This is a genomic window from Streptomyces sp. NBC_01197 (assembly GCF_036010505.1).
In the GTDB taxonomy this organism is placed as follows: domain Bacteria; phylum Actinomycetota; class Actinomycetes; order Streptomycetales; family Streptomycetaceae; genus Streptomyces.
Genome location: NZ_CP108569.1, coordinates 3,123,152 through 3,148,765, shown reverse-complemented (window position 1 = coordinate 3,148,765; position 25,614 = coordinate 3,123,152). Strand labels below are relative to the sequence as shown.

Sequence of the window (25,614 nt, the reverse complement as noted above, 5' to 3'; positions counted from 1 at the left end):
TGGCACGTGCCGAACAACGAGTACAGCGGGCAGTACAGCGCGGTGGTGACGGAGGTCAACCCGGGTCCGCGCGCCGATATCGGTATCGCGAGCCGCGACGGCGGGGACGCCGCCTACCGGGACGCCCGCGTGGGCGACACTCTCGAATTCGCCGGCCGCCTGTGGAAGGTGGCGGACATCAACGTCGGCGACGCCGGCCCCGCCGAGAGCAAGCCACACTCCGGGTACAAGGACCTCCAGCTCCTCGGGCCGGCCGGGGGCTGATGCTACGAACTGGCCGGGTCGCAGGAGGCTCCGGTGGGCCGCAGCGGTCTTCCCGAGGGGGCTCGGCCTGTCACTTCCGCCAGAACAAGTGGTGTGTCATCCCGCTCGGGCTGGGCACGACGTCCAGGTGGAACCGGTCGAGCAGTTCATCGGGGGACTCCCACAGTCGTAGTCCGGTCCCCAGCTTCACCGGTGAGACCGCCACATGCAGGGTGTCGACGAGGTCGGCGTCGAGGAACTCCCGGATGGTGGTGACCCCGCCGCCGAGCCGGACGTCCTTGCCCTGCGCCGCCTGCCGTGCCTGCTCCAGGACCGTGGCCGGGTCGCCGTCGACGAAGTGGAAGGTGGTGTCGGAGAGCGTGAACGACGGGCGGTCATGATGCGTCATGACGAACACGGGGGTGTGGAACGGGGGCTCGTCACCCCACCAGCCGCGCCACTCAAGGTCGGGCCAGGGCCCGCGCTGGGGGCCGAACTTGTTGCGGCCCATGATCTCGGCACCGATGTTGTGTGCGAAGTCGCGCGTGAGGTAGTCGTCCAGGCCCCGGCTCCCCCCGGAGTCGGTACGCATGGGCCAGCTCGCGGTGGCGCCGGCCCAGCTGAACAGCCTCCCGGGGTCGACGTGGCCGAAGGGACGCTCAAGGGTCTGATCCTCACCGGCAGCGATTCCGTCACTGGAGACGGTGAAGTTCTGCACTCTCAGTAGCTGAGGCATTTGTTTCTCCTATGTTGTCGACAGCGGTGGTGAGAGTGGGACTCTCCCGTGTGGAAAAACTCATCGCTTGGTCCGTGACCGGCCAGGAAGCGGACAGACCAGGAACCGGCCGGCCGGCCAGGCGCCGGCCCCGCCGGGCGGATGCGGATATTACTCAAACGCAAGCCCTCTCCTCCCGTTACGGTCCTCAGGTGACCGAACTCGACACCTTGCGCACCACCCGCGAGGCCTACGACGCCATCGCCGCCACCTACGCGGAGCTGTTCCACGACTCCATGCGCGACCGTCCTCTGGAGCGCGCCCTCCTGAGTGCCTTCGCGGAGCAGGTGCGGACGAATGGTGACGGCGTGGTCGCTGACCTCGGTTGCGGACCCGGCCACATCACGGCTCACCTCCAGGGGCTGGGCCTGAACGCCTTCGGAGTCGACGCCTCCCCCGTAATGGTCGGGCTCGCCCGCGAAGCCAACCCCGGGGTGCGGTTCGAGGTCGGATCGATGGCCGCGCTGGACATCGAGGACGGTGCGCTCGGCGGGGTGCTCTCGCGGTGGTCCGTCATCCACACCCCGCCGAAGGACCTGCCCGCCATCCTGGCTGAGATCGCCCGCGTCCTGGCTCCCGGGGGGCACATGTTGATCGGGTTCTCTGCCACTGACGGCCCCCACCACGAGACGCAGGCCTACGACCACGCGGTGGTGACGGCCTACCGCTGGTTCCCTGATCGCTTCGCCGAGCTCCTGCGCGATCACGGACTGGCGGCGTCGGCCCGTGTGGTGATCGAGCCGAAGCCCACTGACAAGCGGCAGTTCCAGGAAGTCCTGCTCCTCGCACACAAGGTGTAGACCGACGAGCCGCCCATGAGACCCGGTGCCATGCGGGGGCGTATCGGAAGGTATGCAACGGGCCGTCAAGTCGCCGCTACGCGCCGTGCGTTGTCAGTAAAGAAGTGCGTCGTACGTCGAGTTTCTTCCTGTGAAGATTGTAATGGTCACAAGAAGGTCACTAGGGTTGGGCCTCGAACCTTCGCGCGATTGATCGCCCACCCGGGGTGTCAGCGAAGGCACCGCCGAGTCCGTGATGTGTACGGAGCCGGGGATTCACTTCCCCCCACAGCCCGGTAGGCGGCTCTGAGGAAGAAGGAGCTCGCCTTCGTGGCGTCCCACCGTCGTCCCAAGCAGCCGAGCCGTGCCCGCGTGACCGTGCTCACCGCGACCGCCGCTGCCGCCGTGGCCCTGACCTCCCAGGCCGCTCAGGCCGATCCCAAGCCGACCAGGAGCGAGGTGAAGGCGAAGGTCGACAAGCTCTACGACGAGGCAGAGGTGGCCACCGAGCAGTACAACGGGGCCAAGGAGCAGCAGGACAAGCTGGAGAAGCAGACCGGCGAGCTGCAGGACAGGGTGGCCCGTGGCCAGCAGGAGCTCAACACACTCCGCGCCGGCCTCGGTTCGATCGCCGCATCGCAGTACCGCGACGGCGGGATCGACCCCTCGGTGCAGCTCTTCCTCGCCTCGGACCCGGACACCTTCCTCGACCGGGCCTCCGCACTCGATCAGTTGACGGCCAGGCAGGCCGAGTCGCTGGCGAAGATCCAGAAGAAGCAGCGGGTCCTCGCGCAGGAGCGCACGGAGGCCCAGGGCAAACTGCGCGACCTCGCGGACGTCCGCAAGACGCTCGGTGAGCGGAAGAAGAAGCAGCAGGACAAGCTCGCCGAGGCGCGGAAGGTGCTCAACACCCTGACCGTCGCCGAGCGCGCGAAGATGCACGACGACGATGTGCGCGCCAGCCGCGACGCGGGTGACCGGGTCGAACTCGGCCATGAGGCCCCCGCCTCCGCCCTCGGCGCCGCCGCCCTCCAGGCCGCCGCCACCCGGGTGGGCAAGCCGTACGTGCGCAGCGCCACCGGCCCCAATGCCTTCGACTGCTCGGGTCTGACCCAGTGGTCCTACGCCCAGGCCGGTGCCCAGATCACCCGTACCACGTACACCCAGATCAACGAGGGCACCCGTATCTCGCGCAGTCAGCTGAAACCGGGTGACCTGGTCTTCTTCAACAACACCCAGCACGTGGGGCTCTACGCGGGCAACAACACCGTGCTGCACGCGCCGTACCCGGGTGCCTACGTCCGCTACGAGTCGATGAACACCATCGGCAGCTTCCAGGCCGCGGTGCGCATCTGATCACGCCCCCGACGGGCTCTGCCCGCAGACCCGTACGGTCTGGCCGTTGACGCCGCCCGGCGCGGGGTTGGCGAACCACGCCACCGGTCCGGCTCTCCCGGCGCGGGTGGGCGAACCACACCGCCGGTCCGCTCTCCCGGCGCCGGTGGGCGAACCATGCCAACGTTCCGCCCGCGTCGGCCGGGAGGCCGCTCCGCCCGAGTGAGTTCATCCGGCGGCCCGCCTCGCGGATGAAGAGCGGGACGGCGGCCGTCATCTTGGTCTCGATGAAGCCGGGTGCCACGGCGTTCAGGGTGATGCCCCGAAGATGCCCTGTGCCGTGAGCTTTGGGGGCGAGGGCCCCGACCCGGCCGCCCGGCGCGAGCCACCGTACGACGGGATACGGCGCGCTGTGCACCTTCGCGAGACCCGGGCCTGCCGGTCAGGAAACAGCCGGGTGCTGTGGCGGTGAAGTGCAGATAGCGACCGGCCTCTGTCCGGACTCCTTGCGGCGCCGTAGATTTACTCCTGAGTAAGGTTACTCATGGGTCAGGACCGGGACGAGTTCGTCTCGGGCGCCTTCCTCAAGCACAGCCGCGATCTCAGCCTCGCCCGGACATGAGGAGCCGCAAGTGACCGTGTCAGTGCACCAGTTGAAACCGCACAAGCGGAGCGTGGGCGGCACGGTACGGGAGGTCTCCGTACCGCTGCTGGTCCGGCCCGTCGAGCAGGGTTCGCTCGCCGACATCCCGTTCGACAACGCCTACCAGGCACCCGACGAGCCGGTCCTCAGCCGGAAGCAGCCGGACGGCCGCTGGGCCGACGTCTCGTGCATGGAGTTCGCCCTCGAAGTACATGCCGTCGCCAAGGGGCTGATCGCGGCGGGTCTGGCGGCGGGCGACCGTATCGCGATCATGGCCAGGACCACCTACGAGTGGACTCTCCTCGACTTCGCATCCTGGGCGGCGGGCCTGGTCACCGTCCCGGTCTACCCGACGTCCTCCGCCTTCCAGGTCCGCTGGATCCTCCAGGACTCCGGCGCGGTCGCCTGCGCCGTCGAGAACAAGGAGCAGGCCCGGCTGGTCAGTGTGGAGCGCCGCCAGCTGCCCGCCCTGGCGGAGCTCTGGGAGTTCGACACCGGCGCGATCGGCATCCTGAAGGACGCGGGCCGGAACGTACCCGACGAGGCGGTGGCCGAACGCAGGGCCGGGCGCTCGCCGGCCTCCGTGGCCACCCTGATCTACACCTCGGGCACCACGGGCCGCCCCAAGGGCTGCGTCCTCACCCACGCCAACTTCTTCGCCGAGGTGGACAACGCGGTCGAGCTGCTCCACCCGGTCTTCAGGTCGGTGAGCAAGGACCCGCCGTCGACGCTGCTCTTCCTCCCGCTCTCCCATGTCTTCGGCCGGATGGTGGCGATCGGCTGTATGCGGGCCCGGGTGCGTCTCGGGCACGCGCCCAGCATCAGTACGGAGGACCTGCTGGCAGACCTCGCCGGGTTCCGTCCGACGTTCCTGCTGGCGATCCCGTACGTCCTGGAGAAGGTCTACAACACCGGTCGCGCCACCGCCGAGAAGATGGGCCGGGCCTCGTCCTTCGACCGGGCGGCGAAGATCGCGCAGCGGTACGCGGAGGCGCTGGAGGCCGCCGAGCACGGCACCGGGGCCGGGCCGGGGCGGGGGCTGCGGCTGGCCCACGCCGTGTACGACCCGCTGGTCTACCGGCGGATACGGGCGGCGCTCGGCGGCCGGGTGAAGTACGCGATCTGCGGCGGTTCCCCGCTCGGCCACCGGCTCGCGGCGTTCTACGCGGGCGCCGGGATCCAGATCTTCGAGGGGTACGGCCTCACCGAGACGACGGCCGCCGCTACGGTCACCCCGCCGATGAAGCCGCGGCTCGGCACGGTCGGCTGGCCGCTGCCCGGCACGGCGGTCCGGATCGCCGATGACGGTGAGGTGCTGCTCAGCGGCGGCCAGGTCTTCGCCGGCTACTGGGACGGGCAGCGCGGCGAGAACGCGGGGACCGGGCAGTACGCGGGCAGCGCCGGGCTGGGATCCGGCCGGTGGTTCGCCACGGGCGACGTGGGCGCGCTGGACGAGGACGGCTACCTCACGATCACCGGACGCAAGAAGGACCTCATCATCACGTCGGGCGGCAAGAACGTGGCGCCCGCGCCCCTGGAGGACTGGCTGCGGGCGCACCCGCTGGTCGGCCAGTGCATGGTCGTCGGCGACAACCGCAGCTACGTCACCGCCCTGATCACCCTGGAGCCGGACGGCCTCGCGCACTGGCGGCTGATGCGGAAGAAGGCGGGTGTCCCGATGGCGGAACTGGTCCATGACGAGGAGCTGAGGGGAGCCCTGCAGCGGGCGGTCGACGAGGCGAACCGGCTGGTGTCGCGGGCCGAGTCGATCCGGAAGTTCGCGGTGCTCCCGGTGGACTTCACGGAGGAGAGCGGGCATCTGACACCGTCGCTGAAGCTGAAGCGGGCGGCGATCGCCAAGGACTTCGGCGAGCAGATCGAGGAGCTGTACCGGCGGCGGTAGGCAGGGCCGAGGCCGGACGCCGGAGGCGGCGGACGGCAGGAGGCAGCCGGGAGGGAAAGGCAGGAGCCCCTTTCCGTACGCGAACGTACGGAGAGGGGCTCCTTGGGTGGTGCTATCCCGACCGCGATCCGATCGGCCCGGGCAACTAGGCCGGGGTGACGTTCTCCGCCTGCGGACCCTTCGGGCCCTGCGTGACGTCGAAGTTCACGAGCTGGTTCTCCTCAAGCGAGCGGAAACCAGACGCGTTGATCGCGGAATAGTGGACGAAGACATCCGGGCCGCCGCCGTCCTGGGCGATGAAGCCGAAGCCCTTTTCAGCGTTGAACCACTTGACGGTTCCGGTAGCCATAAGCCCTCCTTGGGCCAAAGGGTTGCCCTGCTCCAGAACCTGCTAAGAAGTCTGAAAACTACAAAAGCCTGCGGGTCACATGCTCCGCAGGCTCTGTACTGCAAGGGAAACCAAACTGCAACTTGCGGGCGAGCCTAGCACGCACCCGCGCGCCCACGATAGAGGCGAAGATCACTTCACCCGGACGTTTGGCCGCGGCGCGTCAGGCTGACGGACCACCCTGCGTTTTCCAGCCTACAACGCGGGTCTAGCCTCACGATGTGGACAATTCATACGCCGAAGAGGCCGCCGAACCCGTCACCGGACACGCCACCGGGACCGCCCCCGCGCACACCGCGGAACACGCCGCCGGAGCCGACCACCGTCGCAGCCGGCCCCGCGTCGGGCACATCCAGTTCCTGAACTGTCTCCCGCTCTACTGGGGGCTGGCGCGTACCGGCACCCTGCTCGATCTGGAGCTGACGAAGGACACCCCCGAGAAGCTCAGCGAACAGCTGGTCCGGGGCGACCTCGACATCGCGCCCGTCACTCTCGTCGAGTTCCTCAAGAACGCCGACGACCTCGTGGCCTTCCCCGATCTGGCGGTCGGCTGCGACGGTCCCGTGATGTCCTGCGTGATCGTCTCCAAGAAGCCGCTGGAGCAGCTCGACGGGGCGCGGGTGGCGCTCGGCTCCACCTCGCGCACCTCCGTACGCCTGGCGCAGCTCCTGCTGGCCGAGCGGTACGAGGTCGCGCCCGACTACTACCGGTGCCCGCCCGACCTCGGCGTGATGATGCAGGAGGCCGACGCGGCGGTCCTGATCGGCGACGCGGCGCTGCGTGCCGCACTGCACGACGCCCCGAAGCTCGGCCTCCAGGTCCATGACCTGGGCCAGATGTGGAAGGAGTGGACGGGGCTGCCGTTCGTCTTCGCGGTCTGGGCCGCCCGCAAGGACTACGCCGCGCGCGAGCCCGAGGTCGTGAAGGCGGTCCACGAGGCGTTCCTGTCCTCCCGCGACGTGTCGCTTGAGGAGGTCGCCAAGGTCGCCGAGCAGGCATCGCACTGGGAGGTCTTCGACGCGGAGCTGCTGGAGCGCTACTTCACGACGCTGGACTTCCGCTTCGGCGCCGACCAGCTGGAGGGCGTCAAGGAGTTCGCCCGGCGGGTCGGCTCCACGACGGGCTTCCCCGCGGACGTGCATGTCGAACTGCTCGGTTCCTGACGGCTGAACCCCGAACCCCGAACCCCGAACTCCGGACCGTGGGCGCCGCTGTTGGGCGCCCACGATCGCCCCTGACGGCCCCCGGCTGCCCCCGGCCGCTCCCGTTACATGCCGTTCGGGCCGCTTTCCACTACGGGCCGATACGGACCGATGAGCGTTCCGGCCCGTACCGCCGTCCCGGGCGACCGTTCCAGCGGTACGGCGTTCCCGCAGGTCAGAGGCCGTTTCGCCGTTCCAGTGTCCCTCCTTTCCGGTAGATCATTGCGGGTATGCCCGGCTCCCACGAAGCTCGTTGTCGTCGGCAGGGCGCGAGCCTGGCGCCGCGTCCGGCTGAAGCAGTCCGATCTCTGCTGAAGCAGTCCGATCACTACGGGGAGCCCACCCATGCGTAAGAACCTCATCCGCACGTCCACCCTGGCCGCCATGGCGGTAGCCGCCGTCCTGTCGCTGACCGCCTGCCAGGGCGGGTCCGACTCGGCCGCCGTGGCACACTCCGCGGACCAGGCCCAGGACACCGCAGGCAAGGCCGGGAGCTCAGGCGGCAAGGACGTCTCGGCTGAGGCGGAGAAGAGCAAGTCGGCGGATGGCGCCACGTCCGGCGACGACAGCAGCGCATCCGGCAACAGCGGCACCTCGTCGAACGGCGCCGCAGCCAAGAGCAAGGGCAGCGGAAGCAGCAGCGGGGACAAGAGCGGCTACGGGCAGACCTGCGGTGCCAACGATCTGAAGTGGGGCGCCAAGTCCGAGACGCAGGCAGGTGGTTACATCCTCATCTCGGTGAGGGCGAACCCCGGTATCACCTGCACGCTCCCGTCCGCGCTCCCGATGGTGGCGTTCGGCTCCGACGGTACGGAAGCGGGACCGGCCGAGCAGTCCGTCGGCGCCCCGGTGAAGCTGAGCGGCGCCACCACCGCCTATGCAGGGGTGAACCCCAAGACCACCAACACCGACGGCGGCAAGGAACTGAACGAGATCATCACCGCCGTGAGCCAGGACGACCACACCGACCCGGTCAGCGTGCCCACCGGCAAGATCATCGTCGACAGGCCGATCGTCACCAACTGGCACGTGTCGCCCCAGGACGCCGTCCCCGGCGACGGCCTGGACAGCGACTGACGACGACCCGGTGCCCTGGAGCGGGGGCAAACGCGTGCGGCCGTGTCCGTCGAGACCCGCGATGTCCCGTATTCCCTGAGCCCTCAGGGAATACGGGACAATTCCGTTTGTAGGAGAGCCCCTTCCGTACCGGCGGAGTCGGCGGCGGACAATCCGAGGGGGACACTCCGGCGCTCGTGAACCCACGATCGTGGCGGGAATCCGTCCCGCATACCGCCCCTTCGGCGTACCCCGTCGCGCAGCACTCTCTATGGTGTCGGAGGCACCGAGCCTGACGAGCAGACACCCTAAGGATCACTGACATGGACCCGCTGCAGCCGGACGACCCCCGAACGCTGGGAAATTACCGACTGCTGGGACGGCTCGGTGCGGGCGGAATGGGCCGGGTGTACCTGGCTCGCTCACCCGGCGGGCGCACGGTCGCAGTGAAGGTGGTACGCCAGGACCTCGCCACGGACCCGGCGTTCAGGGAACGGTTCCGTCACGAGGTGGACGTGGCCCGGCGGGTATCGGGCCGCTATACCGCACCGGTGGTCGACGCCGCCCCCGACGAGCCACTGCCCTGGCTCGCAACGGCGTACGTACTCGGTCCGGATCTCACGGATGTCGTCGACACTCATGGGGCCCTGCCCGAGCACACCGTCCGGGCGCTCGGTGCCGGCCTTGCCGCGGCGCTGCAGGAGGTCCACGCGGCCGGCCTTATACACCGCGACCTCAAGCCGTCCAACGTGCTGCTCGCCGCTGACGGCCCGCGTGTCATCGACTTCGGTATCGCCCGCGCGGTGGACGGAAACCGTATAACCCAGACGGGAGTTGTGGTCGGCTCGCCCGGTTTCATGCCGCCGGAGCAGGCGATGGGACAGGACGTGGGTACGGCAGGAGACGTGTTCTCGCTCGGTGTGGTCCTCGCCTTCGCGGCGACCGGGCGCAACGTTTTCGGCGACGCGGTGGCCCCGGCGACGATGCTCTACCAGGTGGTGCACGCCCAGCCGGATCTGACGGGTGTTCCCCAGATGCTGACCGGCCTGATCCGCGCCTGCTTGTCCAAGGAACCGGCGCAGCGTCCCACCCCGGCGGAAATCCTCCAGTCGCTCGATCCGGGAAACACGGGCGAGGTATTCAGGGACTGGCTCCCCTCGGCAGTCTCGTCGACGATCGCCACCCACGCCTCGCGCATCCTGGACCTCGAAACCCCGGCGGGGGGCAACACTCCGCTGTCGGAGCTCCCGGCGCATTCCCAGGTCTCTTCGGTGTCCGGTACGTACGGCCCGGCGCCGACCACTCTGGACACCCCGGGCGCCACGCCTGCGGCCACCCCTACCAACGCAGCGGTCAAGCCGTCGCGCCGCCGTTTCCTGGGCCTGGCGGCGGGCGGCGTCGCGGGCGTCGCGGTCGTGGGAGGTGCCGGCGCGTGGCTGCTCGCACGAAGTGGCGGCGATTCAGCCGATGCGTCGGACTCGAAGACGAAGAAGAAGCAGGCGAAGCCGGAGGTCTTCAAGACGCCGCCGAACGGGATGGCCCCACGGCCGCTCTGGCATGTGAAGGCGGCCCACCTCACGCGCAACTACGGTGAGCCGCCCACGGCCTTCGGCGATGTCTTCGTGGTCGTCGGCACCACTACGGCCGGCTACGACGTCAAGACGGGCAAGCAGCGGTGGGCGAGGAAAAACCTGGCCGGGGCCGGCGACAAGGCGACGGCTTCGGGCCACACGCTCTACCTCCCGGGGCAGGAATACGACGGCACGATCATCGGCTACGACATCCGGACGGGCAAGGAGAACTGGCGTACCCGCCTGGGCGGGAGGATGCACTCGTCCGTCTACGTGACGGCCGTTGACGACACCCGGATCTACGCCATCGCCGACTTGGCCGGAGGCGCCGCGGACGAGGAACTCAACAACATCGTCGCCATCGATATCCGCACACGCAAGGTCCTCTGGAGCGAGCAACGGGACGCAGGCACACAGCAGTACGTCGATCTGAACGTGGGCGGCGGATGTCTGGCGTACACGCACGGTTCGAAGGACGACGCCAAGTACAACCTCACCGTCCGGGACGCCAAGGGCGGCCATCAGCTGTGGAATCGCAAGATCGCCGACGACCAGGTGAAGCCCACCGTCTTCGGCGGCATGGTCTACGTAGGGGGCCCCGGCGATCTGCGCGCGGTGGACCTGAGGACGGGCGATGACAAGTGGGCCCTCCCGGCCGGAGGCCGCCGGGGTTTCCGCAGGCCGTCGGTGCTCGGCGGGGTCCTGTACGTCATGGACTACGACGGGGGAGTCTGGGCGGTCGATCCCAGGACGGGCAAGAAGCGCTGGATGGAGGACCTCGGCAGCCGCCCCTTCGGCGACCAGATGGTGCGCGCGGGCGACTCGCTGTACATCGCCTCGGTCTTCGACAAGGGCGGGATCTACGCGCTGAACGCCAAGACCGGCAAGTACCGCTGGGACTACAACGACGGTGTCTCGGACAACGGCGAGTGGGAGATCACCCAGGCGGGCAACCGGCTGCTCGTGGCGCACACGGACGAGCTGTACGCGCTGCCCGCTGTCTGACGGGCGAGGGCATCCGGCAACCCGGCGGAAGCGGAGCGGGAGACATGGCGCTCCCGCTCCGTCCTGCTTACATGGGAGTGACCACCGTCCACACCTCGCCGTCCCCGAGATGCATGAGCCCCTTTCCGGGGGCGATGGGCCCGCCGACCATGCTGCGCGTCGTACGAATGCCGATCAGCTCACCACTGGAGGAGTCCTGGGGCGAAAGCAGCACGCCCCGGCGCCCCTTCTTCGCGTCGACCTGCCAGCCGCTGAACCCGCTGCAGACCTCCTCCTCGTCCCCCGCGATGACCAATGCCAGACCTTGTTCGGCGCCCCGCTGGATGATTCGCTTGAAGACGGAGGATGCGTCGCAGTCCTCCAGGGACTCACCGTCGTCGACCAGGACCGCCACCGGAGCCTCGGGCGTGGCCGTGGAGATGGCCTCCGTGAGATCGTCGCTGTCGATGTCGTCGTCCGTGAAGACCTTCAGGACGCCTTCTTGGCCTTCCAGTTGGCGTATCGGCGACTGACGCGGTGCTGCGATCAGCAGGCGTACGCCCTTGCTCATGAACGAGCGGGCCAGGTTCAGCAGGACCGTACTGCGGCCCGACTTGGCGGGGCCCGCGATGACGAACGTCGGGACCCCCTGGGACAGATCGGGGCCGAAGGCGATCAGATCGTCGCCGCCGACACCCACCAGGCCCCAGAGTGGGGACTGCGACACAGCCGGGTCGCGCATCTCCCACGCGTCCGCGAAGGAGATACGGCTCGGCAGGGTGTCGACCCGGAACGGCCGCAGCCCGCGCGGTACCGCTCCGTCCCGGGCGGTCGCCAGCTCGCCGATGGCGCTCAGTGCGGCCGCCTGGCCCTGACCAGTGGAGTCCCCGGCGAGCAGCGCGAACTGCGTTTCCGTGGCCGACTCGTTCTTGAAGGCGCGGCCGGGCGGAATCTCGTCCGGCACCTTCTTGGCGTTGATGCCCAGCATCGAGAAGTCCGTGCGGTCCGCGAGCCTCAAGCCGTACTTGTCCTCGGTCAGCGAGGCGATCCGCCCGATGAGCAGCTGGCGGTCACCGGCGATCACCATGTGCACGCCGAGGCTTGCGCCTTCCCGCATGATCAGTGCCACCTGGTCGGTCAGCTCACCGTGATCGACCTCGCCCAGAGTGGGCAGCCAGCCCTCCCAGCGGTCGAGGAGGATCACGATGTGCGGCAGCCGCTCCTCCGCCGGGACGACGGAGCGCTGTTCGCCGATGTCGGCGAAGCCCTTCTCGGCGAGGAGTTCCTGCCGCCGGGTGATCTCGCCCTTCAGCCGGTTCACCAGCCGCACGGCGCGCTCCGTCTGCGCTCGGCCGACGACCGCGCCGCAATGGGGCAGCCGGGTGAGCGCGTTGAGGGCGCCGTTGCCGCAGTCGACCCCGTACAGATGGACATCGGCGACCGAGTGCGTACGGGCGAGCGAGCCCGCGATCGTACGTAGCACCTGAGAGCGGCCACTGCGGGGCGCGCCCCCGATCAGCAGGTGACCGAAGGTGCTGAAGTCGATGGAGACCGGTCGCCGTGCCTGGTCGCTGGGGATGTCCTCGACACCGTACGGAGCGGGCGGCAGCGAGCCCGTGCTGCGGGCCTCCGGGACCTCGTCGAGCAGCAATGTCTCGGCGAGCGCGGGCAGCCACGGGCTGTGCTGAGGCGGGATGCCGAGGCGTTCGTTGGCCTCCCGGACGGCGTCCACCAGGACCTTGAGGTCGGTGATCTCCTCTTCCTCGCGCGCCTCGGACTTGGGCTTCTTGAGGGCGGCGCGCCCCAGCTCCTGCCAGTCGAGCAGACCCGCCCACGGGGCCACGGCCGCAGGGTCGGCTGCGCCCGGCCGCCGGCCGCCGACGCGCCCCGACTGGAACGGCACGAGGGAGGATGCGCCGAGACGTACGTAAGCGCGCCCCGGCGTGTTCTTGGAGATGTTGCCTGCCTCGGGGGAGTCGATGACGTCGCTGGACTCGATGGCGTCCGTCACCCGAAGCGCGATACGGAGGTTGGTGTTGGCGCGGATCTCGGGTGAGACCACCCCGCTCGGCCGCTGCGTGGCGAGCAGAAGGTGGATGCCGAGCGAACGGCCCCGCTGGGCGATGTTCACCAGGCCGGTCACGAAGTCCGGCAGGTCCCGCACCATGGAGGCGAACTCGTCGATGACGATGAGGAGTCGGGGCACCGGTGCGTGCGAGGGATCACGGCGCACCAGGTCCTGGTAGTCCTCGATGTCCTTGGCGTCGGACGCCGCCAGAATGTGTTCGCGCCGCTTGAGCTCGGCGCCCAGGGATTCCAGGGCCCGCTCGACCAGGTGCGCGTCGAGGTCGGTCACCATGCCGACCGTGTGCGGTAGCTTCACGCAGTCCTTGAACGCCGAACCGCCCTTGTAGTCGACGAGTACGAACGTCATGGACTCGGGCGTATTGGCGACCGCGAGCGCGGCGACGATGGTCTGCAGCAGCTCCGACTTACCGGAACCGGTGGTACCGGCGATCAGCCCGTGCGGACCGTCGCGGCGGATGTCGATTCCGAAGGGCCCGTCATACGACTCACCGACGACGGCCATCGTCGACTGCCCGCCGGTACGCCAGCGTCCCGCGACAGCTTCGCCGGTCGGCGGCTCAAGCTGGAGCACATCGAGCAGTCGGCTGGCGCCCGGCAGCGCCGAGTCCTCGGCCTCACCGCTGATGTCCCGTAGGGGCGAAAGCGAACGGGCAAGCCGGGCGCTCCAGGCGGGAGACACGAAGTCCGGACGGACGTCGGCGATCCGCGCGGAGTCGGTCTGCTCGACGCGCAGCCGGAGCTGCGGCACACCCTGGGCGGCCTCGGTCGCCGTGGCCTCGGTAGCGTGCCAGGCCTGGAACGAGGGGAAGCCGCCCGAGGCCTGGGGTGCGGGCGCCGCTCCGGCCGGTGTCTTCACGGTGCGGTGCTCCTCGGGGCGCGGCTCGGCGACCACGATGGCCTGGCACTCGCCCGGCAGGAACCGATCCTCGGAATCGAGACACAGGGCGTACATCGCCATCGCGGGGCCTTCGCGGAGCAGCCGGACCACACCCGGCATCGACCGCAGCCGCCGCGAGCCGTCCCAGATGACGACGATGTCCGGATCCGAGAAGGACGCCACCTTGTTCCCGGTCTCCTTGGCCGCCTTCTGCCGGGCGTCGAGGAGCTGAGTGAGTTCGCCGATACGGGCGCCGACGGTCTCGGCATCCGTACCTATCAGTACGTTTGTGTCGTGCGCTCCTGAGGGCCGCGCGTGCGGCAGCCAGCGGACCCAGTCCCAGCTTTCCTGCGCCGCGCCCTCGGTCAGTACGTACACCTGCACGTCCACCGGACTGTGCAGTACGGCAGTCTGCGCCACCGCCCACCGGGCGAGCGAACGCGCCGAATCCCCGGGGCCGGCGAACCCGATCACGCCGAGTTCGGCCAGCGGCAGGGTGACGGGGGCATCCTCGATCTCCCAGGTGACCTGCCGGCGGTGGTCGTCCTGCTCGGGGTCGTCGAGGACGACCTCGGACGGCAGCTTTCCGGTCCCCACGCGCAGCAGCAGATGGTCGCGGTCGGTGCGCCGCCGCTCCCAGAGCCGGGTGCGGGGGCCGGTGCTGAGGGAGAGCACCAGGGCCGGGTCGGGGTTGAAGCGGCGGCGGTCGAGCCGCTCGGCGACCAGCGCGTCCTGCGCCTCGCCATCGATCCTGGCCTTGTGTTCCTTGTACTCCTTGACCTGCTTCGCATGGGATTTCCGGCCCTGCTTCTTGTCCATGAAGTAGTTGCCGACCAGCATGATCGGGCTCATCACGGCCATGACCAGGTAGTACCAGCGTCCGAAGAGGAACGCCATGACGACGGCGGAGACCAGTGGAAAAATGGCCATCAGCCAGGGGAGCGGACGGGTCTCGCGATCGCGGGGCGGAGTCGGGAGCCGGAAGCGTGTCTCCCGCTCCGGGGGCCGCAGCCGCGGCGGCCGGTTGTAATCGAGGCCGGCGCCGTCATCGGACCACTTGAGCGCGGCGTCGGGGGGAGAGTAACGCCCGATCTCCAGCAGCGAATTCCCGACGGCCAGCTGGCTGCCGAGCGGCCAGTCGTCGCCTTCCAGTGCCTCACCGTCGAGGCGTACACCGCTCTTTTCGGCGTGGACCGTGACTTGGCAGGTGCCATCGGTTGCAATCGACAAGGTGACGGCGCGCGGGGGCAGTTCGGGGTCGTCGATCCGGATGTACGAGGCGGGGCCGTTACCTATCTCGTAACGCCCGACTCCCAGCCGGTGCACGGCGCCGGCGGCGGGCCCGCCGGCAACGCGCAGCTCAACGAGTCCGGTCGGTTCGCCGGGCAGGCATCCCGCCGGATCGTGCAGACTCACGACCGCACCTTCGCGCAACGGCGAGGTGACGATCGTGGCCGTGGGATCTACGGCATACCCGTCGACGTAGACGAGGGGCGAACCGTCCCTGGTGGCGCGGCCACCCAGAGGGATGATCTGCGCGCCACCGCCCTGACCGACATGGTGCGCCAATTCGCGCGAGATGTCCCCGACCGAGGACTCGGGATCGATATCGAGCACGACATCGGCGCTGGAACCGCCGAGCGGATCGACGACGGTCAGAGTCAGGCGCACGTTTGTCCTCCCCATGGACCTGAGGCTGCTCCGGAACGCAGGCAACAGTGCCAGTGACGATAGCGGCTGGACCCTTCCCGTCGGCAACGGGCTGTGCACCGGTTCACGGATCCGGTGGCCTCAACGAGGGTGTGCTCCCACTGGGCCCACCCGTAAGCTTCCCTTCGAGCGGACAGTCGAATGATCCGTGTCGGGAGCCACGGGGGTTGGCCCTGCGGCGAGTTAGGAAGTGGGTGCCTCATGGGCAAAGACGCCGATATCACTTATGACGAGATGGAAAAGGCCGCCGGCCACTTGACCAAGTCGAAGACCAAGCTCGACGAGACGCTGGACCACCTTGAGAAGTACATCGAGGGTCTGGTCAAGGACGGCTACACCACTCGCAAGGGCTCGCAGGCATTCGAGGACTCCTTCAAGGAGTTCACGAAGGGCGCGAAGGACACGATTGACGGCCTGACGGGCATGTCCAAGTTCCTCACGAACGCCGCCAAGGCGTACGGGGACCTGGACGAGCAGCTGGCCAAGGGCACCAAGGGCTAGAACACCGGCCGTCTCGCCGGCGTTCAGGGTCCCCGGTGCGAAGGGCATGCCCACCGCACCGGGGACTCCTGCTGTCCAGAAGATCCCTGCCCCCCCGCGGGATTCCTGTCCGTGGCTTCGTCGCGGTGTCGACCGGGGTGAGCGCTTCCCGGACTGCGGAGCGCTCACGACCGCCCAGCAGCCCGCGAGAACTCCCCGCAGCCCACCCGCGCCGCCATCCCATCCTCATCCGACCGGACCAGCGAGCCGTAGCCCGTGGCCGCCCATACGCTCCGCTCCGCCGGGATCTCGAAGTACGGCACGCTCCTCCCGCTCCTCGATTCGGGGCAGTCGGCACCTCCGGCGGCCGCTGGGACGCCTGCGTACCGTTGTGCGAACTCTAGCGAGTCGTGTGTTGCGGTCGTAAGGAGAACCAACGCGGGGCGAGTGGCATAGAAGCAGGACTCTTGGGGAGCGCCTCTGCATTGATCAAGCGGTTCTTCTTCGGGAGTGGGGGCCCGGGTCCCCCGAGTCCCAGCCCCAGAGCTGGGGCTGGGACTCGGGAGGCCCGGAGAAGCCCGATGGGCGGGTCTACAGGTCGCCCGGCTTAGGCTTTGCCGGACCGCCCGATGGGCTCATCAGGATTGAGTGCGTCTCGAAGAGCCCCTGTCCGGCCTTCGCCGGGACGCGGCAGTCGACCTGGACGATGCCGCTTTTGAGCAGGGTGAAGGTGGGCGGCTCGGCGTTCTTCGGGAGCTCCTGCCGGAAGTCCCGTACGCGGTACCGCTGGCCCTCGGTGAGATCGGCTTCGGTGAGGGCGTGGATCGATCCGTTGATGAGCTGGGCCAGATGCCCGGAGCTGTCCGGTGATCCCGTGAACAGGCGGATCCAGGACCCGTCCCGGAAGAGGATGCGGATGTCCCCACTGATCTCACTGAACTTCATCTGCCGGGCCTCTGCGATGTCCTTCCTGGGAACTTCCCAGAGCTCGTCGGCCTTGCTCAAGGTTCCTTGCTGGTTACCCAGGAAGACGAGTCGGCGATCGGTGAGCACGGCATCCGTGATGTAACCATCCGGGCGACGCGAGGGGTCCAACTGCCAAGGGACGGTACGTGCGAGCGTCCCGGGTGCCGCCCACATGACGGGGAAGTCCTCGACCTCGTTCTCGGGCTCTTCCGGATTGCCCCGCACTGGCACGTCCCCGAACGGCGAACCGAGCGCCCCACCGAAGCCGGCGACAAGGTTCGCGATGAGCGGGATGCCGACGAGGAAGGCACGGCCGGTACGGCGTGCGGCACGGTCTGCTGTCGACCGGGGAGTGAAGGCCGGACCGGCTGGCCACTGGGGCAGTTCGCCTTGGATGTCGGCGCGCTCGGGGTTCCGGAACCAACGGCAACCGGCGACAGCCGGCGCCATGCCGGTGGCGAATTTGGCCGCTGTACGGATCCGCAGGTCTTCGTCCGGGGCGGGGTACCAATCCATTGGCTCAACTCTCAGAGACTCATTCGGTTCACTCGGACTGTCCGTCTTGTGGAGGAATGGCGTTAAAGTCCACTGAGCGGACGATATCCGCCATGGCGCGGGAGAAGTCGTCCCACTGGTCCATGGATGCGGTGTCCAGGGTGAATACCGCAGTGTAGGGCCCGGTGGAGAATGGCACGTGCACCTGGATCTGGCCCATGAGCAATTCCTGGTCTGTGCCGTCGCGTGTGAATTTTCCATCCACCAAAAGACTGCGCAGGGAGATGGCAGAAACAGCTGGCCCGCATGGCAGGTCTAGCCAGCGGACATCGCGCACCCGGTCCTGGCTCAGGATTTTTAGAGTGCCGTGCGCGACTACGTCCTGGTCGGTCTGGTCGGACTCGAAGACAGCCACGGTCAGAGCGCAGTGGGCGACACCGCGGTTGCCAATGTCGTACAGGCCGATACCGAAGAAGGAGACGCCATTGCTGAGCATCTCGTCCGCCATGGCACTGTAGGTAGCGCTCATAACGTCCCATAGAGGTTCTTCGCCTAGCGGGTAGATGTCCCGGACAAGCTGGGTAACAGCCGTCGCGCGCTCTTCTGCATCGAGCGACACTTCAACCGTGTGCAATCCGACAGGGAGCTGGAAGCCCATCGGCGGGAGCGTGCCGCTGTCGACTCCGAGGAGCTGGAGACTTTCGGTGGTCACAGGGGGCTCTCTCACGGGTTGGAGGCGGCTGCGTGAAAGTTGTCTCCGAAGCCGAGATCGTCCTTTGCATACGTGTATGCCTTATGTGCTGTGGTCCCCGTCTTGATGGCAGCATCAACTGCCCGGCTGCCGACGCTCATGGGGTTCACTTCCTTGATGAACGGCAGCTTAGAAGAGAGTAGATTTACTCCCTGGCTCCCGAGCCACTGCCCCTTGCGGACGTTCTGTAGGCCGGCCTCAGTAGCCAGCGCCAGGCGGCTTCCACCTTCCCCGAGTTTGACCATGGGGACGGCCTTCAGCGGGCCGAACAGGACCAACGACTTACTGATGCTGGTCACCCCGCGGTATCCCTCGCCCAGTTTCGCTGCACGCACGGTGGCGCTCGCGCCCTTGGCGAGTTCAGCGCTTCCGGTCAGTCCCTTGATGCCGGGGAGAACGCCGAGCGCATCGAACCCGATGTCTACCCAGCTGACGTCCGCTCCGGCGGCTTTGGCTACCAGATGTGTCAGGAGAGCGGCCCCGCTTGTGATCATTGCGGCAGCGGCGAAAATGGCTCCAACCGGCTCGAAGGGCGCGGTAATGATGGCGAGAATGCCGAGGACGCTGCTGATCAAGCTGAGCGCATCACCGATGGCCTTGATGACATCAGCGTGATCCTTGATCCACTTTCCGGTGGCGTTCCAGGCGTCTTCGACGCCGTGTACGAGTTTGTCCCAGAAGCCGGGTTCGTCGGGTGCGATGTCGCCGGCTTTGTCGAGTTCCTTGCTGATGGCTCCGGCGGCCTTGTTGTAGCGGGACTGGAGATCGTCGACCTTGCCTTCGGCGTCGTTGACGGCCTGGCCTGCTTTTCCGTCCTTGTCAGGATGCTTCTCGTCGACTTTGGACAGGTCGTCGAGTGCCTTTCCGGCGGCCTTCTCCAGGCGATCTGCTTCGTCCTGGAAGTCCTGGAGCTCGCCTGCCCACCGGTGAAGTGCCCGGGATGCCTTGTCGAAGGAGTCATGACTCTTCTTGATCAGCGGTGTGACGTCTGTTGAGATGTGCTCAGTGAAGGCAACGGCGGTCTTGCCCTTCCAGGCGCCGCACTCGATGCGCTGCAGTTCGCTCAGTGACGTACCCAGTTCGCTGGCCAGCTTGCCGAGTTGCTTGGCGAGGTCCCTGGTCTGTTCCACATCGCCGGGGGTGGGATCCCAGCCTATGTGGGGGAAGGCGGGGCGCTTGGTCACGTCACTTGCCCTTCGGCTTCTGGGGCTTCATGGACTCTGCGAGATCCAGGTCCAACTTGTCGAAAGACTTACCGATTTTGTCGATCATCTTGACCGCGTTGTGCGTGTGCTTGCCGAGCTGCTTGACGCCGTAGCCCCAGTCGCCGGCGAAGTCGTGGACGTCGTCTACCAGCTTGTGCGCGCCGACGACGGAGCCGTCCGTACCTCGCAAGGTCTTTCGCACATCGGACATCCGGTCTGACACCGTCGAAAACGTCTTCCGGAGGTCATCGAAGATCGTGCCGTCGAGTCGTAGGTCAGTCATGCCGTATCCCGTGTTCGCGTCATCGATTGATGGCCTGAAATCTCTCGGACGGTGCTGTCTTGTGCGTGGTGCTGATGATATGCCACCGGGGGGCCAGGATTCGGGGCGTCACGCGCCCGGTTGCTCGCTGCTCGGGCGGCCACGGTCGCCTGAGCCCGCGTATGGGAGACGCCACAGCCGGTCGAGCAGATAGCGAACACATTCTCACCGTGGCCGATACGGATGTGGAAACCGTGGAGATCTCGCAGGGGTGACGCCACGCCCCCCACTCCACACGTCTTTGCAGGGGTGATCTTCCAAACCACCAAGCCGAGGGCCACGGAGTCGTCGTGGCGGTCAGCGGTTGATGGTCTGGATCTCGTCGACTGTCACGTCCTGGGTGGTGCCGAAGGTGCCGTCGGGGAGGCTCTTCGGGGCGGGTTGGCCGGTGCCGGTCCAGCTGATCTTCCAGGTGATGGTGGCCTTCAGCTTGTACGGGCCGTCGGAGCCGGAGGCGCGGAGGTAAGTGAGCCCGCAGGGTGGGGTCTTGTCCGCGTCGCCCTTTACGTACGGAGTACCGATCGAACCGTCCCCGTTGAAGGTGCACTCGCCGGAGCCGGGGTAGGTCTCGGCGTCTGAAGTGCCGGGATCGAGCTTCAAGGAGACTGGCTTGGCGACTGTTGTGGCCTCAATGCCAAGGACTGGTACGGAAGCTGTTACGGATACAGGCTTGAAGTCCGTTTTGTTCAGCCAGGCCCAAGTTGGAAGGTTCACTTTAGTGTTGCCGTTGGGGGCGAGCGTGACTTTGGTGCCCGGAACTCGGACCTCGGCATAGGCGAGGTGCGCAAGAATCTCCGGCGTTACTGCCTGGGCATCGGGTGGTGGGGCGCCCTTGTCCACCCAGAAATCCGGCTTGTCGCAGGCATCCCAACCAGGGGGAAAGTTCTCATTGGGGAACGACGTCCACCAGTAACCATCATCTGCTTTACTCAAGTTGAAGTTCTTGTACGGGGAACCGTCCACGTATCGCTTGCGTTGCTGAGCATCCCATTCGGGGCCAGTTGATTCGGCTTCCCAAATGGGCTCTTCATACGCCTTGAATTGGGCCGCAGTGTATTTCGGCGCATACCAGCAGGCGGGTGGCGTCCAATTTCCGGCTGCCGCCACCGGGCCGGCTGCCGGGCCGCTGCCGTTCTTGGAACGGTCGAATGAGACACCGCTGGCGGACGCTGCGATGGTCCCGTGGCTGCCTTCGTTCTTGGAGCTGCCACCCGTAGGGCTGGGGCTGGTACTTTCTCGGCCTCCACCCGGCACGGTGACTCCGGCCCAGGCATTGGGTGCCCCTGCAATCAAAAGGAGTCCGGACACTACACAGGTTGCGAGTACCGGCCTGCTCATTTCACGCATGAAGCAGCCCCCGCCGTGGAAACAATCTGGCTGGTCTGCCACACGCCATCACTGTTCTTCACGAGTCCAGTCCGGTAAAGGATGAAGTCGTTCTTCGACGGCGCTGTGGTGATGACCTTCCCGGTTTTGATCTTCTTTGAGTAAGCCTTGCTCTCATCCGCGCAGAAGGTGAGGGACGCGGACTTGCTGGATTCGATGGTCGCCTGGCGATTGAAGTAGGTGATGGAGCCCGTGATGGAGACTCCCGCCTGCTTGAACTTCTCGACCCAGCTCGACGCCTCTACCAGCGCTTTTCCGGTGTCGTAGAAGTTCAGAGCCGCATACTTTGGGTCCGTACCGCCAACTGCCCCATTGATTGCGCGCATGCGCTCAGCGCCGTCCGACAGAACGGCATCCTTGGCGGGATCGCCTGTGGCCGACCCTTCGAAGGTCATTTTCAGATCGGACGGCAGGACGACCTTTGGGCGTCCGGGGGCGCCATTTGAAGCCGAAGCGCTCGGCGAAGCCGGCTTCGAGGCCCCCTGGTCCGCCCCCGCGATCTTGCCCGAGTCCTTCGGCTTGCTGTCACCGCCCCCGCCGCACGCGGTCAGGAGGAGTGCCGCTGCGGTCGCGATGGCTGCGGCAGCGGGCAAGGATCGGCGGTTCACTGGCGACTCCCGGTGGGGCGGTTGTGGACTGGAGGTAATTGACGCTATCCGGGCGGTACTTGGTTTCACCAGGCTGAATTCGGTGAGCAGGGCGCGACCCGGGTGATGATTCGGGGTGAATGGTGCGTGTGTGGACGCGTGGGGGCCGGTGCTCGATGGCTGTCGCCTGGGGTTCCTGGGGGATCCGAGGGGCTCGGGTGCTGCCGGGCGGGGTCAAGGTTCCGTCTTGATTACGCTTTGTTCACGCTTCACATATTGCTGGGCGGCTGAGCCGCTGGGCGGTAGGACCATGGGCCGTCGCCGTCGCTGTCATCTCGCAACCCCCCGCGCTTCGGGCTCTGTCCAGCGCCGCTTCGGGCTCGGTGCGCCCCCGGAGCGCGCCGAGTTCGCGCCGGTGACCCCAGGTGTGGCTTGACGTTCGTGCCGGGTGCCTCCCCAGCGTTGAGCGGGGCCCGCGCGGGGGCCCCGCCCGTGTCCTCGTCGCGCCGCCGCCCCTCCCTCCGTGCCCCCAACTGCCCAGTTGTGAGGGCGATGCGGATGCCACGGGCGCCAGAATTTGCGTGTGCATCGTGGGTCTCCGGGGTGGCTGCGGGCTGGAGGGCCCCGATCGGCGATCCCGGTGAAGGGTTGGCGGATGCAACGGTCGACCCCCTGTCGTGCAGCGGCTACGGGGAAATCTCGTGAATCTTTGGGCGGCCCTCAAGGCCCGTCGTTTCTGACCGGTTTGGACCGATCCTGGCGATGGGCGTGAAGTTCGCGATCCTTATCTCGTCTTGAGGCGCTTATGTGCTGCTGCTACGGTGCGATGACTTGACAGCCTCCGGTGGCCTGGGAATCGGAACCGGATAAATGGCGGCGAAGTCGACTCGCTATATGTCGCAGAGAAACATTTCGGGGATTCGGGGAGAAGCGGCGTGAAGGTCCAGGAGCGCACGGGTGCAGGCAACCACAGGGTTCCCTCACCCGCCCAGTCGGCCGGTGAGCGGCTTCCCACCGTCGCCCGTGAACGTAAGCCCGCCCTCGCCGCGCTCGCCGTCCTGCTGATCCTCGTCGGCGCGCTGGGAGCCACGGTGCTGGTACTCCGGGCCGGCAACCGGGTCGAGGTCGCCAAACTGACGCACAACGTCGAGGCCGGGCAGGCCATCACGGACAGCGACGTCACGTCGGTGATGGTCGCCAACGACAGCTCCATCAACTACATCAAGTGGGACCAGCTCGGCACGGTCGAGAAGACCCTCACCGCCAGGAGCGCCCTCTACTCCGGGTCCCTGCTGGTGGGCGAGATGTTCACCGGCGAAAAGGGCACCCCCGCGGGCAAGGCCGTCGTCGGACTCTCCCTCAAGGACGGCCAGTACCCCGTCGGGATCAAGGCCGGCGACACCGTCACCGTCTACCGGGTGGGCGACCGGAACGGCTCCAGCGGTTCCAGCTCCAGCAGCAGCGGCAGCCAGTCCGGCTCGTCCAGCACCTCCGGGGCCTCCGGTGGCGGGATCATCGTGAATCGGGCCACCGTCAACTACGCGGCCAAGCCCAACGACTCCACCATCAGCAGCGGCAACCTCGCGGTCACCCTCCTGGTCGACAACGCCGAGGCCGCAGCCCTGTCGCAGGCCGCATCCGCCGGCGAAGCCGCCGTGGTCGCGGTGCCCTCCCACAACGGCTGACCGACGGACCCCCAGAGGAACACAGAGGAACGCAGAAGACATGGCGCTCATCGCCCTCGCCGCAGACAAGGGTTCGCCCGGAGTCACCACGGCCGCCCTCGCCCTCGCCGCCGTCTGGCCCCGGCGGGCGCTGCTCGCCGAAGCCGACCCGGCCGGCGGGGACCTCGTCTACCGCACCACCGCCTCCAACGGCGGCCCGCTCAACCCGAACACCGGCCTGCTCTCCATCGCCGCCGCCGCCCGTCGCGGGCTCGCCGCCGACCAGCTCTGGGACCACGCCCAGCCGATGGCCGGCGGCCTGGAGCTACTCGTCGGGATCGGCTCTGCCGAGCAGGCCGCCGGCCTCGCCGGTGTCTGGCCCACCCTCGGACACGCCTTCTCCACCCTCGGCGACTCACCGCACGCCCCCGCCGACGTGATCGCCGACATCGGCCGCATCGCCGGTGGTTCGCCCGCGCTCGACCTGCTGCCGCAGGCGAGCCTCGTGCTGCTCGTCGCCCGTACGGAACCGGAGCACATCGCCCGCGTACGGGACCGGGCCGCCGCCCTCGCCGCCCAGCTCCACGGCGGGCAGCGCGGAATGTCGCAGCTGGCCACCCCGCTCATCGGCGTCCTGCTGGTCGTCGAGTCGAGTGCGTCCGCCAAGGTCGCCCACCAGGTCAACGACATGCTCGTCGCCGCCCAGACCGGCGCCCGGGTCATCGGCACGCTCGCGCACGACACCTCGGGTGCCGCGCTGCTCTCCGGGCGGGGCCGCGGCCGGCTCGACAAGTCGCTGCTGATCCGCAGCGCCCGCAAGGTCGCCGCCGACGTCCACCAGCAGTTCGGCGCCGCCTGGTCGCAGCCGGGCGCCGGGGCCGGTCGATGAGCGACGTCGTCGATCACAGCCTGGTCAAGCGGTACCGGCAGGAGGCCGGCGACCGGATCGCGGAGCAGCGCCGTATCGACCAGGTCAGCAACACGCCGCCGATGTCCGGGGAGGATGAGCGGCAGTACGCGCGCGCCGTCATCGCCCAGATACTCGAGGAGTACGCGCGCGCGGAGATCAACGCCGGGCGTACCCCGTTCGACGCGGAGACCGAGGAGCAGTACGCGGCGGCCGTACACGCGGCACTCTTCGGAGTCGGGCGCCTCCAGCCGTTGCTGGACGACCCCGAGGTCGAGAACATCGACATCAACGGCTGCGACCAGGTCTTCGTCGGTTACGCCGACGGGCGCGAGGCCCGCGTCGACCCGGTGGCCGACACCGACGAGGAACTCGTCGAACTCATCCAGGTGCTCGGCGCGTACTCGGGACTCTCGTCCCGCCCCTTCGACTCCGCCAACCCCCAGCTCGACCTGCGGCTCCCCGACGGCTCGCGGCTCTCGGCCGTGATGGAGGTCGCCCGCAGGCCCGCGCTCTCCATCCGTCGCGCCCGGATGGGCAAGGTCTTCATGGCGGACCTCGTCGGCAACGGCACGCTCACCCCCGAACTGGCCCACTTCCTCGCCTGCGCGGTCCGCGCCCGTAAGAACATCATGATCGCGGGCGCCACCAACGCCGGCAAGACCACACTCCTGCGGGCCCTCGCCAATGAGATCCCGCCGGTCGAGCGGCTCGTCACGGTGGAGCGCGCGCTGGAGCTTGGGCTCGACCAGTTCCCCGAACTCCACCCGAACGTCGTGGCGTTCGAGGAACGGCTGCCCAACTCCGAGGGGCTCGGCCAGATCTCGATGGGCGAGCTGGTACGCCGTTCGCTCCGTATGAACCCCTCGCGCGTCATCGTCGGTGAGGTGCTCGGCGACGAGATCGTGACCATGCTCAACGCGATGTCGCAGGGCAACGACGGCTCGCTCTCCACGATCCACGCCAACAGTTCGAGTGAGGTCTTCAACCGTATTTCCACCTACGCGCTCCAGGCCAACGAGCGGCTGCCCATCGAGGCCAGCCAGATGCTCATCGCCGGAGCCGTCAACTTCGTCGTCTTCGTGCAGCGCCGCAACAACTTCGAGAGCGGCGGCCGCCTCCAGCGTGCCGTCACCTCGGTCCGTGAGGTCAACGGCGTCGACGGCCGCGTCCTCTCCAGTGAGGTCTTCGCCGAGACGCCCGACGGGCGTGTCCTGCCGCACGCCCCGGTGGCGTGCCTCGACGACCTCGCCGTACACGGCTACCGCCCCTCAGGGGCCTGGGGGTGAAGGAGACC

20 protein-coding genes and 1 pseudogene are annotated in these 25,614 nt (G+C 67.9%); 11 read left to right on the top strand and 10 right to left on the bottom strand.

What is annotated here, in order from left to right:
- Nucleotides 1-6: 6 nt before the first annotated feature.
- A complete protein-coding gene (locus OG452_RS14280) occupies nucleotides 7-264 on the top strand; it encodes a hypothetical protein (protein WP_327295984.1) in 258 nt (85 codons plus the stop codon).
- 70 nt (nucleotides 265-334) lie between these two features.
- On the opposite strand, the gene OG452_RS14275 is transcribed toward OG452_RS14280, so the two are convergent.
- Nucleotides 335-979: a dihydrofolate reductase family protein gene (locus OG452_RS14275; protein ID WP_327295983.1), complete on the bottom strand. Its 645-nt coding sequence runs from the start codon at nucleotides 977-979 to the stop codon at nucleotides 335-337.
- Between the two features lie 191 nt (nucleotides 980-1,170).
- Between OG452_RS14275 and OG452_RS14270 the strand changes: the two genes are divergently transcribed.
- Together OG452_RS14270 and OG452_RS14265 are read left to right on the top strand one after the other, a co-directional pair.
- Nucleotides 1,171-1,818, top strand: coding sequence for a class I SAM-dependent DNA methyltransferase (locus tag OG452_RS14270; protein ID WP_327295982.1), 648 nt, complete (start codon nucleotides 1,171-1,173; stop codon nucleotides 1,816-1,818).
- A 309-nt stretch (nucleotides 1,819-2,127) separates the two neighbouring features.
- Nucleotides 2,128-3,153: a C40 family peptidase gene (locus OG452_RS14265; protein ID WP_327295981.1), complete on the top strand. Its 1,026-nt coding sequence runs from the start codon at nucleotides 2,128-2,130 to the stop codon at nucleotides 3,151-3,153.
- On the opposite strand, the pseudogene OG452_RS14260 reads toward OG452_RS14265, so the two are convergent.
- A pseudogene (locus OG452_RS14260) lies at nucleotides 3,154-3,505 on the bottom strand (hypothetical protein); the annotation flags it as partial.
- Between the two features lie 259 nt (nucleotides 3,506-3,764).
- Between OG452_RS14260 and OG452_RS14255 the strand changes: the two are divergent.
- Entirely contained in the window at nucleotides 3,765-5,678 is a 1,914-nt protein-coding gene (locus OG452_RS14255) for an AMP-dependent synthetase/ligase (RefSeq protein ID WP_405562164.1), read from the top strand.
- A gap of 145 nt (nucleotides 5,679-5,823) precedes the next feature.
- Here OG452_RS14255 and OG452_RS14250 read toward each other — a convergent pair whose 3' ends face one another.
- The gene (locus OG452_RS14250; protein WP_008738468.1) at nucleotides 5,824-6,027 is read right to left on the bottom strand and encodes a cold-shock protein; all 204 of its coding nucleotides are present in this window, start codon (nucleotides 6,025-6,027) and stop codon (nucleotides 5,824-5,826) included.
- A 389-nt stretch (nucleotides 6,028-6,416) separates the two neighbouring features.
- Between OG452_RS14250 and OG452_RS14245 the strand changes: the two genes are divergently transcribed.
- The 3 genes from OG452_RS14245 to OG452_RS14235 all read left to right on the top strand — a co-directional run bounded on the left by OG452_RS14245 (nucleotide 6,417) and on the right by OG452_RS14235 (nucleotide 10,900).
- Nucleotides 6,417-7,229: a menaquinone biosynthetic enzyme MqnA/MqnD family protein gene (locus OG452_RS14245; RefSeq protein WP_327299623.1), complete on the top strand. Its 813-nt coding sequence runs from the start codon at nucleotides 6,417-6,419 to the stop codon at nucleotides 7,227-7,229.
- 384 nt (nucleotides 7,230-7,613) lie between these two features.
- On the top strand, nucleotides 7,614-8,345 hold the full coding sequence (locus tag OG452_RS14240) for a DUF4232 domain-containing protein (RefSeq protein ID WP_327295980.1): 732 nt from the start codon (nucleotides 7,614-7,616) through the stop codon (nucleotides 8,343-8,345).
- A 302-nt stretch (nucleotides 8,346-8,647) separates the two neighbouring features.
- Nucleotides 8,648-10,900, top strand: a complete 2,253-nt coding sequence (locus OG452_RS14235; protein WP_327295979.1) for a serine/threonine-protein kinase — start codon at nucleotides 8,648-8,650, stop codon at nucleotides 10,898-10,900.
- A 67-nt stretch (nucleotides 10,901-10,967) separates the two neighbouring features.
- On the opposite strand, the gene OG452_RS14230 is transcribed toward OG452_RS14235, so the two are convergent.
- Nucleotides 10,968-15,515, bottom strand: a complete 4,548-nt coding sequence (locus OG452_RS14230; RefSeq protein WP_327295978.1) for an FtsK/SpoIIIE domain-containing protein — start codon at nucleotides 15,513-15,515, stop codon at nucleotides 10,968-10,970.
- A 240-nt stretch (nucleotides 15,516-15,755) separates the two neighbouring features.
- Here OG452_RS14230 and OG452_RS14225 point away from each other — a divergent pair, with 240 nt between their 5' ends.
- A complete protein-coding gene (locus OG452_RS14225) occupies nucleotides 15,756-16,055 on the top strand; it encodes a WXG100 family type VII secretion target (RefSeq protein WP_327295977.1) in 300 nt (99 codons plus the stop codon).
- Nucleotides 16,056-16,625: 570 nt separating this feature from the next.
- On the opposite strand, the gene OG452_RS14215 is transcribed toward OG452_RS14225, so the two are convergent.
- The 6 genes from OG452_RS14215 to OG452_RS14190 form a co-directional block, all read right to left on the bottom strand.
- Nucleotides 16,626-17,516 carry a hypothetical protein gene (locus tag OG452_RS14215; protein ID WP_327295976.1) on the bottom strand — a complete coding sequence of 297 codons (891 nt, stop codon included), beginning with the start codon at nucleotides 17,514-17,516 and terminating at the stop codon, nucleotides 16,626-16,628.
- A 28-nt stretch (nucleotides 17,517-17,544) separates the two neighbouring features.
- Nucleotides 17,545-18,207, bottom strand: coding sequence for a hypothetical protein (locus OG452_RS14210; protein ID WP_327295975.1), 663 nt, complete (start codon nucleotides 18,205-18,207; stop codon nucleotides 17,545-17,547).
- A gap of 11 nt (nucleotides 18,208-18,218) precedes the next feature.
- Nucleotides 18,219-19,430, bottom strand: a complete 1,212-nt coding sequence (locus tag OG452_RS14205) for a putative T7SS-secreted protein (RefSeq protein ID WP_327295974.1) — start codon at nucleotides 19,428-19,430, stop codon at nucleotides 18,219-18,221.
- Nucleotide 19,431: 1 nt separating this feature from the next.
- Nucleotides 19,432-19,734: a hypothetical protein gene (locus tag OG452_RS14200; RefSeq protein ID WP_327295973.1), complete on the bottom strand. Its 303-nt coding sequence runs from the start codon at nucleotides 19,732-19,734 to the stop codon at nucleotides 19,432-19,434.
- A gap of 336 nt (nucleotides 19,735-20,070) precedes the next feature.
- Nucleotides 20,071-21,120, bottom strand: coding sequence for a hypothetical protein (locus tag OG452_RS14195; protein ID WP_327299622.1), 1,050 nt, complete (start codon nucleotides 21,118-21,120; stop codon nucleotides 20,071-20,073).
- Nucleotides 21,108-21,767, bottom strand: coding sequence for a hypothetical protein (locus tag OG452_RS14190; protein WP_327295972.1), 660 nt, complete (start codon nucleotides 21,765-21,767; stop codon nucleotides 21,108-21,110). Before OG452_RS14190 ends, OG452_RS14195 begins: the two co-directional genes overlap by 13 nt.
- Before the next feature lie 914 nt (nucleotides 21,768-22,681).
- Here OG452_RS14190 and OG452_RS14185 point away from each other — a divergent pair.
- From OG452_RS14185 to OG452_RS14175, 3 genes are read left to right on the top strand one after another with little or no spacing between them, the layout of a single operon-like run.
- Nucleotides 22,682-23,431, top strand: a complete 750-nt coding sequence (locus OG452_RS14185) for a hypothetical protein (RefSeq protein ID WP_327295971.1) — start codon at nucleotides 22,682-22,684, stop codon at nucleotides 23,429-23,431.
- 40 nt (nucleotides 23,432-23,471) lie between these two features.
- Nucleotides 23,472-24,299 (top strand): hypothetical protein, encoded by an 828-nt coding sequence (locus OG452_RS14180; protein ID WP_327295970.1) that lies wholly within the window; start codon nucleotides 23,472-23,474, stop codon nucleotides 24,297-24,299.
- Nucleotides 24,296-25,606 (top strand): CpaF family protein, encoded by a 1,311-nt coding sequence (locus OG452_RS14175; protein ID WP_164259316.1) that lies wholly within the window; start codon nucleotides 24,296-24,298, stop codon nucleotides 25,604-25,606. Before OG452_RS14180 ends, OG452_RS14175 begins: the two co-directional genes overlap by 4 nt.
- Nucleotides 25,607-25,614 lie beyond the last annotated feature (8 nt).

Excerpts from the sequence above, each read along its gene's own strand:
- OG452_RS14195 (WP_327299622.1), bottom strand. The coding sequence starts at position 21,120 with ATGCGTGAAATGAGCAGGCCGGTACTCGCAACCTGTGTAGTGTCCGGA.
- OG452_RS14250 (WP_008738468.1), bottom strand. The coding sequence starts at position 6,027 with ATGGCTACCGGAACCGTCAAGTGGTTCAACGCTGAAAAGGGCTTCGGC.
- OG452_RS14215 (WP_327295976.1), bottom strand. The coding sequence starts at position 17,516 with ATGGATTGGTACCCCGCCCCGGACGAAGACCTGCGGATCCGTACAGCG.
- OG452_RS14175 (WP_164259316.1), top strand. The coding sequence starts at position 24,296 with ATGAGCGACGTCGTCGATCACAGCCTGGTCAAGCGGTACCGGCAGGAG.
- OG452_RS14180 (WP_327295970.1), top strand. The coding sequence starts at position 23,472 with ATGGCGCTCATCGCCCTCGCCGCAGACAAGGGTTCGCCCGGAGTCACC.
- OG452_RS14200 (WP_327295973.1), bottom strand. The coding sequence starts at position 19,734 with ATGACTGACCTACGACTCGACGGCACGATCTTCGATGACCTCCGGAAG.
- OG452_RS14240 (WP_327295980.1), top strand. The coding sequence starts at position 7,614 with ATGCGTAAGAACCTCATCCGCACGTCCACCCTGGCCGCCATGGCGGTA.
- OG452_RS14235 (WP_327295979.1), top strand. The coding sequence starts at position 8,648 with ATGGACCCGCTGCAGCCGGACGACCCCCGAACGCTGGGAAATTACCGA.
- OG452_RS14275 (WP_327295983.1), bottom strand. The coding sequence starts at position 979 with ATGCCTCAGCTACTGAGAGTGCAGAACTTCACCGTCTCCAGTGACGGA.
- OG452_RS14225 (WP_327295977.1), top strand. The coding sequence starts at position 15,756 with ATGGGCAAAGACGCCGATATCACTTATGACGAGATGGAAAAGGCCGCC.